Here is a 14497-nt window from a genome sequence, read left to right on the forward strand (position 1 = left end):
CATGTATGATGTTACGCAAGAAGGATGAATGGAACGAATCATATGAAACAACGAAAAAGGGTAACGAAAGTTTAACCAAATCGATAGGAACTACGGTTAAATCTTAGTTAAGGTCCTGTCAGTAGATGGGAGTTGCTAAGAATCCAACACCTTTTAGCGTAAGCGCAGATGATGGGAGTACTCAAATTCAGGAAACCAGTCCCCCTTTAGAGTACTCCGAATTTCTAGAAATCAGGTGGGAAAATGCAATAGTATTGATTCACTATTTTAATCTCTTCCCCAAAATCTTTCTATTTCTTCTGATTCCTTCTTTGTGTTTTCTCCCATATATATATATGCCTCTTTTAATAATTTTGGGTTATCACCTAGTCTTTCAAGGATCGTAGTTGATAATAACTCTTTTACCTCCATATCTCCTTCTGTAGCCATTATCTCCAAAAACTCAAATACTTTTTTAAGTTTATTATGTTCTATGTGTTCTTCTAACCAAACAACTAAATCCTCATTAAGTGTTTCTCCTACAAAAACGGATGGTAAAAGTTCCCCATTATATCGAATATGCTCTTTATAAGCTTCATTGTATTCGGGAAACTTTTTCAAAAGTTCAAATATGATATTTTCATAATTCAAATGAATCGCCCTCTCTTTATTTGCCATTTAACGCCCTTTTTAAATCATTGATTAATTCATTAGCATGTTTCCAATCAGACTCGCTCAACTTTTCATTCCTCATAATATTTTCAAGGTTACGTACACGTTCTAAACCTTTCTTAATATGCGACTTACCACCAACTAATACCCCATATCTAGTTTCTACTCGAATTGCGTCTGCAAGACCGCCATCACCAGTTGTTGCACCTCGACGGTACATTTCATTGATTGTATTTTTTAACTTCTTATTTGAAACTGCATTTAACAGTTCATCTCTTTTTATAGTATTATTAGTAGCCTTTGTTGTAAATTCTTCCTTACTTAAATGATTGTCCATTCCATTCTTCGTAGACACTATACTAAGATACTGAGCCAACACTTCAACTTTCCTGTTAATATTAACTACCGTTTTCTCTCGATTCCCTACCATCAACTCTTGGTGATTAAACCCTTTTATACATTCATTTGCAACCTCACAAAACATGAAGTACAGTCGTTCAAACTCATCCAATTGTTGTTTGGCTCTATGATACAAAACCGGATCTTGAGTCATCTGAAGCTTTCTTCTAAACTCTAAATGTTTATTCTCTAACTGATTATGAACTTTCTTTAAAAGTAATTTTGTCTTTTGTGCTTCTTCGCTCATGTCTTTACTAAATTGGGTTAGTGATTTTTTAAATTTTTCTAATGCTTCAAGGGAAACATTTGCGTCCATCGTCTCACCTACAAAATAAAAGTATGAAATAAAGATAATTTTGAGAAAAAACTTTTCTCCTCTCAGTAGTGTCGACCACAAGTTAGAAATCGATCTTACACATGAAATGACTTCGTACCGCACCTTATCGAACCCTTCGATGAAGGAAAAGAAAAAGCAACTCTTTCTAGAGTAACTTAGCCGATTTTTCCTATTCCTAGGATCTAAAGGTGGAGCTTCTTTACAAGATACAAACTCATGGTAGAGGAAAATCGAGCTCCGACGCATGATCGAACAGGTAATTATTTTCTAATCGATGATACTGTTCTTTCTATATCTGAATTAGAACTTATAATACGTCACATTATTTTATAATTTTCGATGTTTTCAAAAAACAGTTATAAACACAAGACATTTCTATATTAATTTACAAATCAATCATTATTCTAATTCAATATTAGTATGTTAGTATCACTCACCTATTATAAAAACTAAATATGGAGCACCCCCTTTTCTAAGATCAGTAATTAGTTAATTAATGATCACCAAACTTCCTCAGTCTAAATATAAATTCCTAATTTAGACTTCTATCTTCCCAAAAAAAGACCTGCTCCATCCCTCTTACATGGATGAGCAGGTTCGATTTGGCGAACTTCATTGTCATACTAAGTTGTTCAGTACGAACTCATATTAACAAATTGCGAAATACGATTTCAAGGAAAGCGCATTTTTTTCCAATTAACGCATCTGTTCAATCTTTTGGGCAAGCGATTGTTTGGGTAAAATGACTTGAGTAAAGGTTCCCATTCCTACGACTCCACGGTTATGAGTAGCAGTTACCTCACAAATAACTCGGTTGCCAATTAGTTGAATGATGGTTGCCGTAAAGGTTACCTGTTTCCCGATTGGTGCGGGGGAAAGGTGCTTCACTTCGATGGAAGCTCCCACCCCTTCTTCGCCTTCTTCTAGCACAGGTAAGATTACCTTTCTACCCACCCATTCCATGTAATAAATCATAGACACTGTAGATAGGGTAGGATGAACCATTTCTCCACCAAACGAAGCGGCCATTTCGTCTGTAATGATAACTGTCATCGCTTGGGAGTCACCGATCTGTAGTGTGGATTTCATAAAAGCTCCTTTAGATTCCAAAAGGGTTGATCGGTTTCTGACCGACATAAGAGATCACGCTTTTGGTTTCCATATAGAGATCGAGGGATTCAATCGCTAGTTCACGCCCAAAACCTGATTGCTTATATCCACCAAAAGGCAAACCTGGGAAAGCGGAGATCGGATTGTTAATCATGACAATGCCCGCTTTTAGTTGGGAAGTGACACGGTGCGCACGAGCAAAGTCCTGAGTCCAGACTGCCGCGGCTAAGCCATAAATACTATCATTGGCCAGTTGGATCACTTCTTTTTCATCTTTAAATTTGATGACCACAACTACGGGACCAAAAATTTCTTCTTGTGCTACACGCATATTGTTGGTTACATCAACGATCACGGTTGGCTCATACCAATGGCCTTGCTCAAAATTAGCTCCCTCTGGACGTTTCCCACCATAGAGGACTTTGGCTCCTTCTTCTTTTGCAAGCTGTACATAAGAGTCGACCGTATCCCACTGAGATTGAGAGATTAGCGCTCCTACATGGGTATCTTTTTGTAAAGGATCCCCTAATTTCAACTTTTTCGTTTTTTCTACAAACAGTTCTAGGAACTCATCATAGATATCTTCATGGACGAATAGACGGGAGCGCGCTTCACAAGATTGACCTGTATTATAGTAGATGCCAAACACTGACCCATTCACAGCCGCTTCGAGATCTACATCTGGGAAAACGATATTGGGGGATTTTCCTCCAAGCTCTAGAGTCACACGTTTTAAGGTATCAGATGCTTTCGCCATAATATCTTTTCCGGTCGTTGTCTCACCTGTAAAAGCTACTTTATCTACGCCTGGATGTTCAACGAGATACGCCCCCACATCAGCACCGCTACCCGTAATCACGTTAATCACACCAGCGGGAACCCCTGCTTCTTCACAAAGATCCGCGAGCACTAAAGCAGTCAAAGGAGTTAAGCTAGCTGGCTTTAAGATAATCGTACATCCTGCAGCTAAAGCTGGAGCCACTTTCCATGCGGCCATCATCAATGGGTAGTTCCAAGGAACGATTTGCGCGCAGACACCAACCGGTTCTTTGGTTGTATAGTGCAAAAATCCGTTGGGAACAGGTTTGGTACTTCCAGCGATGGTTGTGACTGCTCCCGCATACAGCTCGAAATCTTCAATCGCTTGCATCACTTGCCCTTTAGCGGCTGCTAGAGATTTACCACTGTTGAGTATTTCTAATTCCACAATGGCATCAAAACGCTCACGCATTAACTGAGCTATTTTATTTAAAATTTGTCCTCTACGTGAAGCAGGCCAGCGTCCCCATTTTCCATTTTCTAAGGCTTCTCGAGCCGAAGCAACAGCACGATCCACATCAGCACGCGTCGCTTTGGCTACTTCAGCTAACTTTTCACCCGTAGCAGGATTATAGACATTAAAGAATTGTTCTGTCTCACTGTTGACATGCTCTCCGTTAATCAGTAAAGGATATTTCTCTTGTAAAAGTGTGTTTTTTTCTTTTAACATGATCCGTCTCCCCTTATTTTTTATATTTTCTCAGGTTGTTTGGCTTGGGCATCAAGGTTATTCTTGCTCTCTCTCGATCAATGTGGCAATCCCTTGTCCGACTCCAATACACATGGTTGCCAGTCCAAATCGGGCTCCTCTACGATTTAATTCATGAACCAAAGTCGTCATGATTCTGGCACCACTTGCTCCCAATGGGTGTCCTAATGCGATCGCCCCACCATTGACATTGACTCGCTCAATGGGAAGATCCAATTCACGAATACAGGCCAACGATTGAGCAGCAAATGCTTCATTTAACTCAATGAGGTCTAGATCGGAAACAGAGATCTGGGCTCGTTTCAATACTTTTTGGGTTGCGTAGACGGGACCAATTCCCATCACATCGGGATGAACACCAGCAACGGCAAAGGTCACAATTTTAGCTAAGGGTTGGATATTGAGCTTATGTGCCAGTGACTTTTCCATCAGTAATAGGGTGGCAGCTCCATCATTGATCCCCGAAGCATTTCCAGCGGTTACAGTTCCAGAAGGACGAAAAGCCGGTCGAAGTTGGGACAGTTTTTCTAATGTTGTCTCAGGGCGAGGATGTTCATCCCGGGTAAAAAGGACTGTTTCCTTTCCCTTTTTCACTGAAATCGGAATGATCTCGCTATGAAATCTACCTGCTTCCCATGCCTCATTCGTTTTCTGTTGGCTTGAAATTGCAAAAGCGTCTTGGTCTTCACGGGAGATGTTGTATCGAGTAGCCACTTCTTCAGCCGTCTCCCCCATACTAAGTGGATCATATCTCGTCGCTAGTTCGGGATTGACGAAACGCCATCCCAATGTCGTATCGACAAGTGTTTGATTTCCTCTTACATAGGACTCTTCAGGTTTCAGCATGACGAGGGGAGCCCTTGTCATGTTTTCCACTCCACCAGCGATCATCACATCCCCACAACCCATCATAATCGCAGCCGCAGCTTGATGGATCGCCTCAAGTCCTGATCCACAAAGCCGATTGACTGTACATCCACCCACTGTTTCTGGAAGATCAGCAAGCAGACTAGCCATGCGAGCTACATTGCGATTATCTTCACCCGCTTGGTTCGCACATCCTAGAAACACATCCTCAATACGATCTCGATCCAAAGAGGGGTTTCTTGCTAATAAGGAACGAATGACATGAGCGGCTAGATCATCGGGACGGGTCTGGCGTAAACTTCCTTGGTATCGTCCGATCGGGGTACGTACAGCATCAACGATTACAACTTCTCGTTTCATTTCATCAGCCCCCCCTCATACCGATAAAAGCCTCTCCCCATTCGTCTACCTAAATGATTCGCATAGATCATTTTTCTAAGTAATGGAGCTGGGCGGTATCGTTCTTCTCCCAATTCTCGTTGTAGACCTGTCAAAACCGCCACCACTTGACCCACCCCCACTCGATCCGCCCATTCCAGCGGACCATAGGGAAAGTTGGTTCCTTTCTTCATTGCTAGATCTATATCAGCAACAGTTGCCACTCCTTCATTCAAGGCAAAAGTGCCCTCATTGACGAGTAAAGAAAGAATTCGTGGGAAAACCAATCCTGGGAGATCATTCACTATTTCTACTCTCTTCCCCCAGCTCTCCCAACAAGAAAGGAAGTGATACCAATCCTCATTTTCCTCAACTTGCAAGGGGCGACTCACTTCAATCACATCCATTTCATGTAGAAGAAGAGGAGAAAAGCCAATGATCCGCTCAGGATATTGAACCCAAGAGGCCACTTCAGTAGCCGTTCGATGTAAGGTAGATGTAAAAATAGGAACCTTTTTTGAAACTACCTTTTCCACCTGCAATAAATAGAATCTTTTCTGTTCATCCATTCCCAGTTCCAAATCAATAACAACATCTACATCATCTGGAATTGGTTCTGCAAGTGGAATCACTTCGATCTCTTTATCCTGTAAATAGACGGCAACTTCCGAATCGAGAGCCTCGTCACCGATGAGTATCACTTTAACTGTCATAATCGAAGTGCCCCTTTCCCGTTTTTCGCCCTAATGCTCCTTGATCTACCAGAGACTTTTGCAAATAATGTGGACGAAAGCGAGATTCATGAAAATAGCCTTCATAGACAGAAAGGGATGCCGCATAATTGATATCAATCCCTATCAAGTCTTGCAGTTGAAACGGTCCCATTTTAAACCCAGCAGCTCTTATGATTCGATCTACCTGTTCTTTAGTAGCGGTTCCTTCACCCACGAGTCGATACGCCTCCAGATGAAAGGGTCGAGCGACACGATTGACCAAAAATCCAGGTGAGTCACTAACCCGAACAGGCGATTTTCCTATTTTCCGCATCCAATCGATACAAGTCTCGACCACGGTGGGATTCGTTTCTGCTCCAACGACCACTTCTACTAAAGGCATGATCGGGGCAGGGTTAAAAAAGTGAAGTCCCACAACCCGTTCGGGGTGAACCGTCTCAGCCGCAATCGCCGTAATCGATAAAGAGGATGTATTGGTCGCTAAAATGGTTTGAGGCGAAATGATTTGATCTAGTTGTGAAAATAACTCTTGCTTAACCTTGAGTTGCTCGACGATGGCTTCTACAATCAAGTCTGATGTCGCCAAGTCTTCAAGGGTGGAGACAGGATAAATCCGATTCAAAATCTCTTGACACACTTCAGCTTTCAGTTTTCCTTTTTCCACTTGGCGCTTCAATCTATGTGTCATCGTCTGGTAAGATTGTTCAAATACTTCTGCTTTTTTTTCATACACTTGAACCGAATAACCAGCTCGGGCAAAAAACTCAGCGATCCCGATCCCCATCGTCCCTGCACCAATCACAGCAAGTTGATGGAATGAAGCTTTTTCGCTCACAGATCAGATACCTCTTCAGCGATATACATCGAGACAAGGTTTTTCGCAAAAGAAAAGACATCTTTGGCAGAAGCTTTTCCTTCAGGGGAGGTCATCGCTTTTTGTAAAGTCTCCATCGATTCAAAGTACATATCAGCTTGTAAGTAAAGATCTGGTGCGGTTCCCATCGGAGTACCAATAAAACGAGTCACTTTTACGTCTAGTAGTCCTGGCATTTGATTATTGATGGGAATATGTTTTTGAAAATAACGCTCATCAAAAGCTTTCTGATCTTCTGGTTGTTTGTAAATAGCTACTAACTTAACCATGCAAATCACTCCTATCGAATTTATTTGATTCGTAAATCCATCACACGCACTGCTTTGCCTTCACTCCGCGGGAGCTTTCCAGGTTCTTGAATCTGGATGTGAGCGGAAATGCCCAAGAGATCACGAAGACGTGTAGACACTTGTTGTTGGATCGTGCTCAATTGGTGAGCTCCCTCTGTCGACTCAGTAAGTTGACAAGCATTCCAATACTCGGTAGCCATCTCCACTTCCACCGTCAGTTGATCCATCACTCCCTCTCTCTCCACACGCAACTGATAATGGGGAGCAAACTCCTTATAAGTGAATAGAACCTCTTCGATCTCTGAAGGAAACAGATTGACACCACGAATGATTAACATATCGTCAATCCGTCCTTTGATTCTGGACATCCGTGTATGGGTGCGACCACATGTGCAGGGTTCCCGATTGATGGAGGCTAAGTCTCCTGTTCGATAACGGATGACTGGCATCGCCTCTTTAGTTAAAGTAGTAAATACTAACTCTCCTACGACACCATCAGGTACAGATTCACCTGTTTGTGGATGTACAACTTCGACTAAGAAGTGATCCTCCGCAATGTGTAGACCCTTTTTCTCTTGCCAACACTCAATTGCCACACCAGGCCCAATCACTTCGGATAATCCATAAATATCGACAGCATGAATCCCCCACATCTCCTCGATCGCGTTCCTCATTTCCTCCGTCCATGGTTCTGCACCAAATATTCCATATTCTAATGAACTCGCACGTGGGTCTTTTCCTTCCTGGATCATCACTTCCCCGAGACTTAAGACAAAAGAAGGCGTTGCCGCAATCCCACGAGGGCGAAAATCTTCGATAATCATCGCTTGGCGAACCCGATTGCCTCCTGATACAGGAACCGTAGTTAGACCTAAGCGCTCTGCACCATAATGCATGCCTAAACCACCAGTAAATAGTCCATACCCATAGGCATTATGAAACACATCACCCATTCTGCCACCAGCGGTTAGAATCGCCCTTCCACATACTTCCGACCAATTCTCCAAATCGCGTCGAGTATAGCCAACCACTGTAGGTTTCCCTTTGGTTCCCGATGAAGCATGAAGGCGAACCACTTCATCCATCTCAGCCGCAAATAAGCCAAACGGATAATGGTTTCGCAAATCAGATTTCATAGTGAATGGTAATTCAGAAAGCGCTTTCAAACCATTGAATTTTTCAGGAGTGATTCCCACTGCTTGTAATTGTTGTTGGTAAAATGGCACACAATGGTAAGCACGTTCAATCGTTTGCAGTAACCTTTTACTTTGGAGAGACTCTAAGTCTGGTCGAGTTAATCCCTCTATATTCGCTTGAAACAAGTAGTGGACACCTCCTTGGCTATACTATTTTCATGGCTTCAAATGGTTGGCGACAAGAGCGACAATAATAGACAGAACGACATGCTGTTGGACCAAATAGACTGATCACTTCACCCTGAGAATGATCACAATACGGGCAAGATGGATGGGGCTCTGCGGGAGGAGCAATGCCAAATTCACGCAGCTGTATACGTCCCTGCTCGGTGATTCGATCACTTGTCCAAGGCGGATCATATACAAACCGAACCTCTACTTGCTCAACCCCAGTTTCTTGTTGTAAACGCTCCTTGATATTCTTTTCGATCAGATCTAGGGCGGGGCATCCCATAAAAGTGGGAATCACCTCTACCACTAATCTATGTGATTCACTAAATATTTGATGAACCATCCCCATCTCTACAATACTGACGGTGGGGATCTCGGGATCTTTTACATCATTTAAGCAATGAAACCACTTCTCTACGCTCTGTGTCGATGCAATCACCTCCTTTACCAGCGAGTTAGCGGTTCTAATCGATATACTTCAGTCACTGTATCGAGTAAGTCAGATAGATCTTGTGAATGTTCCCCAAGACGACCTTCTTGTTGAGGAACGGGGAAATCTCCTGGATAAGTTAAATTCGCTTCAACAAATGTTTGACGAATCTGCCCCTGCCATTTGTCTTGAATCTGGTCTGAGCTTTCGCTGATGATTCCCATCTCTAGTAACTGTTGCTCATGAGGACCAAAGCAAAACAGTCCTTTCACATCGGGCCAAATCGATTCAATCGCTTTTTCCAAACGCTCTCTTGCTTCACCACCTGCTTGTCCTAGTCGAACAAAACATAGCTTCATATGCTGTAAATGGTAGGTCTCTTCTCGCTTCATTTTGGCTACCCCTTGCGCTAATGGGGTATGTGTCGATGAGAGCATCGCTTCCAAACGGAGATGATCAAACAAATCATAGAAAAAATGTCGAGCAATCGAATAAGCCCAATCCCCATTGGTACGTTCTAGCAATATAGCATTTCGTCTCTCTTCTATGGAACGAGCAAAAGCAAGTTGATCTGGGTCTTTTTCACCACATTGGTGTAGCAGTTCGTAATAGAATAAGGCATGTCCGATTTCATCTTGAGCAATAGAGCTAAAGGCAACATCCCCTTCAATATCTGGACAAAGCCCTAACCACTCCGAGTCACGATGCCCAATTGTAAATTCATCATCCGCTAATTGAAAAAGCCAATCACGAAGAACTTGTTGCTCGTTCGATTCATGGTTTTGTACCATTTCCACTCCCTCCTCTCTATTCCACCTGCTTTTACATTCGATTCGCTTTTTCTTTTCCTTCCACATAAGCTACAATCTCTTCTAAGGAAATGGCCTTTTCTTTAAACATCCGCCATAAGCGGCCATTCTCGGTATAACCTCGGACTTCTCGGTAAGACTTATCCATCTCTTTTGATAATTCATCGGGGTTAGAAGTTTCCGTCACTTGGCTGCGTGGCACAACCCAGACGCTTATCGCATTCTCACGTCGCAGAAAATTTTCTCTTGCCAGTAGGATCGCCAGATCTGCAGATGGTGAAAGTAGACTTCCTACATGGGTGTGATGTTCAGTCGAACTCCTCTGTATGAATACTTCAAAGATTTGTTCACCATGAAACTCTTCCATCGCTCCTCACCTCCCTTTTAGCCTGTGGTCACTGAAGTCTGTCTCATCGCTTCCCGCACCCAACTTTGTCCTTCATGAGCTTGGCGGCGAAACTCGATCCGCTCCTGTGATTTGGGTCCTTGATTTTTCGTCACGATTAGACTAAATTGATTCCAATCTGGAGTGCGATAATGCCACCGATTTTCTACTTCATCATAATGAAGATCAGGATCAGGGATTGTCAGACCCAGTGAGCGAATTCGTGGAATATATTTATCCAAGAATTTTTGGCGTAACTCTTCGTTCGTCTTTGTACGAATCCGATAATAGAGCATTCGTTCGGCTGCTGGTGTGACTTCTTGAGGACCGAAGAAGAATAAGAGTGACTCCCACCAGTAATTAAGAGATTCCTGTAACATTTGTTTTTGCTTCTCAGTGCCCATCGCCAAAGCTAGAACAATATTTTCTCCATGTTGCATGTGAAAGCTTTCTTCTGCACAAATCCGTTTTAACACTCTGGCATAAGGAGCATAAGATGTCTCGAGTAGAGCTGCTTGATTAATAATCGCCGCTCCATCTACTAACCACCCAATCACTCCTGCATCCGCCCATGTCTTCGCTTCCATATGAAATACATTATGAAATTTGACCTTTCCCAGATAGATATCCTCAATTAGACTATCTCTCGTTTTCCCAAACGGAGTGGCTAAATCTTCCACAACTCGAAGCAACAATTGTCCATGTCCAACTTCATCTTGTACTTTGGCCATAATCGCTAATTTTCTTTTCAGATTCGGGGCTTTGGGAACCCATTCTTTTTCGGGATAAGCTCCCATGATTTCGCTAACCCCATGCATATGGATTAATTTAATTAATAATTTCCGATACTCATCAGGCATCCAATCCGTTGCTTCAATCTTCTCGCCTCGATGGATTCGTTCCATAAAGGCTTGCTCTCTTACATCTCCCATCTTCTTCACTCCTTTACGTTGTGATGGAAGCCCATCATCATCATGTGGATAAAACGCTCCGCAATTTCTTCTGCTGAGCATTCTTGATCTGGCTGAAACCATTGATAAAGCCAGTTTCCTACCGATAAAATTAACAGACGAGCAAATTTTTCATCCAACTGTCTAAATTCTCCGCTGTTCACCCCCTCACGGATGATCTGTGCCCACATCTCTTCATATTGATCGCGCTTATCTTGGATTTGCTGTAACCGATCTGTCGAAAGCGCTTTCCATTCATGAAAAAAAACAGTGGCTGCCTCCAAGTTTTGTTCAATGACTCGGATATGTGCAGTCAGGGCTTGGCTCAATTTTTCAGTAGCCGTCGCCTTGGAGTCAACAATTTGTTGAATGGATTGCAGAAAAGCTTCTGCGCCTCGATCAGTAATCTCAAAAAGTAAATCTTCTTTACTATTGATATGTGCATATAAACTACCTGCTAAAATACCACAAGCTTCCGAGATATCACGAATGGTAGTAGCATGGTATCCTTTTTTGCTAAATAATTGACAAGCTATTTGTAAAATCTCTTCCTTACGCTTCATCGACCGTGACATCTGCTCTGGTTCCTCTCTGACAAAAGTATCTATATTGTGCATAGCCAATCTGTATGTCTATTTAATCACGACTCAGCCTCCATGAAAACAAGCGCTTGTTTGTTTTTATCTTAATAGAAAATTTGAATATTTGTCAAGAGTCCTATTTATTCGCTATGATAAAATCACACCAATATAAGGGAGGTTTTTCGATGTTCCAAAAAGATCTGGTGTTGCAAGAATATAAAAATAGTCGCCGTTTAAATACTCGAGTCCAATTTCATGTTCAATATAGCCAAGCCCCTGAACCTTTTTTGGAGTGGGCGATTCAACAAGTTAACTATCGCGGCGACGAACATGTCTTAGATGCAGGTTGTGGGACAGGCGTTTACCTCTTTCCAATCGCCAATCTTTTACGCGAAAAAGGCGGCTCCATTGTTGGTATGGATCTTTCATCTGGCCTGTTGGAAGAGTTACAAGAAAAAGTAGTTGATTATCCAAACATTGAGTTAATTCAAGGAGATTTACAACAAACGCTCCCCTTTCCCGATGAAACCTTTGACATTGTCATGGCCAACTTCGTCGTTTATCATGTCGAACACATCAATCACACCATCCAAGAGCTGAAAAGAGTGTTAAAGCCCGGAGGGCGAATGATTGTTGGAACAGGAAGTCAAAAAAACTTTTATGAACTAGAACAAATACATATCGAAGCTAAGAAAATACTTGCCTTTCCTTCCGAAGCCATTCATCATCGAAACCCATATACTCGCTTCTCCTTAGAAAATGGAGCCATCTGGTTACGCCCTCATTTTCCTTGGTTTGAACTTCATACTCAATATGATCAAATAATGGTGGATCAAGTTGAACCCGTTTTAGAATATTATGCCTCTGGTATGATGGAGTTGGGAATCGAATCTGGAACTGAACTTCGAGAAGAAATCACTGAGGAAATGATAGAAGATTTATACCAAGTCGTTCGCAAAAAGATCGAAAAAGTGATTGACCGAGAAGGGGTTTTCCGCATGCAAAAACAAGCTGGTTTTTTTATTGCAACCAAATAATTTGTCTATGAATATAATAGTATTGAAATAAAACCAAGGGATGCTCACTCTTTCATTTATCCCTTGGTTTTATTTAGATATAACAACTTCAGATTTAGACCCATCCAGTTAAGAGGGTAATTACAATTACGAGAGGAATGACCAATGTTTTAATAACAGTAATCGCAAAAATATCAGGATAGGATTCACGATGAGTCAATCCACAAATAGCAAGTAAGGTGATCACAGCTCCGTTGTGTGGGAGCGTATCCATTCCTCCGGCTGACATCGATGCAATTCGGTGTAACAATTCAGGGTTGAGACCTGTAGCCATCGCCCATTCTAGATATTTAGATCCCATCGTATCTAAGGCGATACTCATTCCTCCAGAAGCAGATCCAGTGATTCCAGCGAGAATATTAATGGAAAGAGCTTCAGAAATTAATGGGCTTGTTTTCATGGTGAGCAGAAAGTCAGCAACAGTTTTAAAACCAGGCATGGTAGCAATCACATTACCAAATCCTACTTCAGAGGCTGTATTCATAATTGCTAACAGTGAACCTGCTACTCCTGATGTAATCACTGTAGATAATGTTTGTTTGTGAGTCGATTTCTCTTCATGATCTTCTTTTCGATGATAAACAAGGCGAATAAAGATCGCACTTACGATTCCAAGTACCAAAGCGATAATTAAAGACCAAATGCCCAATACAGTTTTGATATTTAAGCCTTCATACTGTTCCAATAATGACTCTGGATACCAATCGGGTAACACCCAATAAGTAAAAACAGCATTCCCTACTAAAACCAACAAAAGTGGAACGAAGGAAAGCCATACAGGTGGAAGGGCTCCTTCATTCATGGGCTCTGGTTCATTCAGTGAATGCTCACCATATCCTTCCCCTTTATGAATCAACTTATTTTTACGTCGATTTAGCCACCATAATCCAGCAATGACAATCAAGCCACCACCAATCGAGCCGATCACAGGAGCTGCAAAAGCCGTTGTCTGGTAATAAGAGGTAGGAATAATATTCTGAATCTGCGGAGTCCCTGGTAATGAATCCATCGTAAAAGTAAAAGCGCCAAGAGCAATCGTTGCTGGGATTAACCGCTTGGGAATATCCGCTTCTCTAAATAAGGCAGCGGCAAATGGATAGACAGCAAAAGCAACCACAAATAAACTAACTCCACCATATGTAAGAATTCCACAAGTAAGAACAATGGCTAACATCGCTTGGTTTTTCCCGATAGACCTAGTGATCCCTTTTGCAATCGAATGGGCTGCCCCCGAGTATTCCATCACTTTTCCAAATACCGCCCCTAAGAGAAAAATCGGGAAGTATAACTTAATATAATTGACCGCTTTCACCATAAATACTTCTGTATAAGTCGGTAGCAACGGCAAACCAGACAACACAGCCGCTAATAATGCAAAAACCGGGGCAAATAAAATAACAGGATAACCACGATACGCCACTAGGATTAGTAATCCTAAAGCCAAAAATATAGCCAAAACGTCCAATCACATTCCCCCATTCAATCCATGTTTTTTCAATTAACTGACAATCTTTCATGATGAAAAGCAATCACTTATATTATTAAATGCTTTCTAACACATGAAGGATTTTCTATATTCATATTTTACATTAAATATGGGTTGAGGATTATTTTTAGTTACTTAACTTATAGAAAAAAACTGATCTTTGAACCAGACAGCTTGTAAATTAGCTACTGTTCTTTGATGAACATAGACTCATGATTAAAAAGGGATTTCATTTTATTAACAAG

Annotated in this window: 16 protein-coding genes; 1 reads left to right on the top strand and 15 read right to left on the bottom strand. The window is 41.8% G+C overall.

Features of this window, described 5'->3' with window-relative positions; all coding sequences use genetic code 11:
- Nucleotides 1-267: 267 nt before the first annotated feature.
- The 14 genes from EDD58_RS02330 to EDD58_RS02395 all read right to left on the bottom strand — a co-directional run bounded on the left by EDD58_RS02330 (nt 268) and on the right by EDD58_RS02395 (nt 11684).
- Entirely contained in the window at nt 268-657 is a 390-nt protein-coding gene (locus EDD58_RS02330) for a DUF7674 family protein (protein WP_131923221.1), read from the bottom strand.
- Nucleotides 647-1366 carry a hypothetical protein gene (locus tag EDD58_RS02335; protein WP_131923222.1) on the bottom strand — a complete coding sequence of 240 codons (720 nt, stop codon included), beginning with the start codon at nt 1364-1366 and terminating at the stop codon, nt 647-649. Before EDD58_RS02335 ends, EDD58_RS02330 begins: the two co-directional genes overlap by 11 nt.
- Nucleotides 1367-2083: 717 nt before the next feature.
- A complete protein-coding gene (locus EDD58_RS02340; RefSeq protein ID WP_131923223.1) occupies nt 2084-2476 on the bottom strand; it encodes a thioesterase family protein in 393 nt (130 codons plus the stop codon).
- Between the two features lie 10 nt (nt 2477-2486).
- Nucleotides 2487-3986, bottom strand: a complete 1500-nt coding sequence (locus tag EDD58_RS02345) for an aldehyde dehydrogenase family protein (protein ID WP_131923224.1) — start codon at nt 3984-3986, stop codon at nt 2487-2489.
- 57 nt (nt 3987-4043) lie between these two features.
- Nucleotides 4044-5252: a thiolase family protein gene (locus tag EDD58_RS02350; RefSeq protein WP_131923225.1), complete on the bottom strand. Its 1209-nt coding sequence runs from the start codon at nt 5250-5252 to the stop codon at nt 4044-4046.
- The gene (locus EDD58_RS02355) at nt 5249-5983 is read right to left on the bottom strand and encodes a 3-hydroxyacyl-CoA dehydrogenase family protein (protein WP_131923226.1); all 735 of its coding nucleotides are present in this window, start codon (nt 5981-5983) and stop codon (nt 5249-5251) included. The genes EDD58_RS02350 and EDD58_RS02355 overlap by 4 nt, the downstream gene beginning before the upstream one ends.
- Nucleotides 5973-6839 (bottom strand): 3-hydroxyacyl-CoA dehydrogenase NAD-binding domain-containing protein, encoded by an 867-nt coding sequence (locus EDD58_RS02360; protein ID WP_243648620.1) that lies wholly within the window; start codon nt 6837-6839, stop codon nt 5973-5975. Before EDD58_RS02360 ends, EDD58_RS02355 begins: the two co-directional genes overlap by 11 nt.
- On the bottom strand, nt 6836-7147 hold the full coding sequence (locus EDD58_RS02365; protein ID WP_131923227.1) for an EthD family reductase: 312 nt from the start codon (nt 7145-7147) through the stop codon (nt 6836-6838). Before EDD58_RS02365 ends, EDD58_RS02360 begins: the two co-directional genes overlap by 4 nt.
- A 20-nt stretch (nt 7148-7167) precedes the next feature.
- Nucleotides 7168-8490, bottom strand: coding sequence for a phenylacetate--CoA ligase family protein (locus EDD58_RS02370; protein ID WP_131923228.1), 1323 nt, complete (start codon nt 8488-8490; stop codon nt 7168-7170).
- 19 nt (nt 8491-8509) lie between these two features.
- Nucleotides 8510-8974 (bottom strand): 1,2-phenylacetyl-CoA epoxidase subunit PaaD, encoded by a 465-nt coding sequence (gene paaD / locus EDD58_RS02375; RefSeq protein ID WP_341539258.1) that lies wholly within the window; start codon nt 8972-8974, stop codon nt 8510-8512.
- Between the two features lie 5 nt (nt 8975-8979).
- Nucleotides 8980-9756: a 1,2-phenylacetyl-CoA epoxidase subunit PaaC gene (gene paaC / locus EDD58_RS02380; protein WP_131923229.1), complete on the bottom strand. Its 777-nt coding sequence runs from the start codon at nt 9754-9756 to the stop codon at nt 8980-8982.
- Nucleotides 9757-9787: 31 nt separating this feature from the next.
- A complete protein-coding gene (locus EDD58_RS02385; RefSeq protein WP_131923230.1) occupies nt 9788-10141 on the bottom strand; it encodes a phenylacetic acid degradation protein in 354 nt (117 codons plus the stop codon).
- A gap of 17 nt (nt 10142-10158) precedes the next feature.
- A complete protein-coding gene (paaA, locus tag EDD58_RS02390; RefSeq protein WP_131923231.1) occupies nt 10159-11091 on the bottom strand; it encodes a 1,2-phenylacetyl-CoA epoxidase subunit PaaA in 933 nt (310 codons plus the stop codon).
- A 5-nt stretch (nt 11092-11096) separates the two neighbouring features.
- Nucleotides 11097-11684 (bottom strand): TetR/AcrR family transcriptional regulator, encoded by a 588-nt coding sequence (locus EDD58_RS02395; protein WP_131923232.1) that lies wholly within the window; start codon nt 11682-11684, stop codon nt 11097-11099.
- A 191-nt stretch (nt 11685-11875) separates the two neighbouring features.
- On the opposite strand from EDD58_RS02395, the gene EDD58_RS02400 reads away from it, so the two are divergent.
- Nucleotides 11876-12727 (top strand): class I SAM-dependent methyltransferase, encoded by an 852-nt coding sequence (locus tag EDD58_RS02400; protein ID WP_165875758.1) that lies wholly within the window; start codon nt 11876-11878, stop codon nt 12725-12727.
- 94 nt (nt 12728-12821) lie between these two features.
- Here the strand turns inward: EDD58_RS02400 and EDD58_RS02405 are convergent, their stop codons facing one another.
- Nucleotides 12822-14231, bottom strand: coding sequence for a GntP family permease (locus EDD58_RS02405; RefSeq protein ID WP_243648621.1), 1410 nt, complete (start codon nt 14229-14231; stop codon nt 12822-12824).
- Nucleotides 14232-14497: the final 266 nt, after the last annotated feature.

It is taken from the genome of Hazenella coriacea (genome assembly GCF_004341825.1).
Lineage (GTDB): Bacteria > Bacillota > Bacilli > Thermoactinomycetales > Thermoactinomycetaceae > Hazenella > Hazenella coriacea.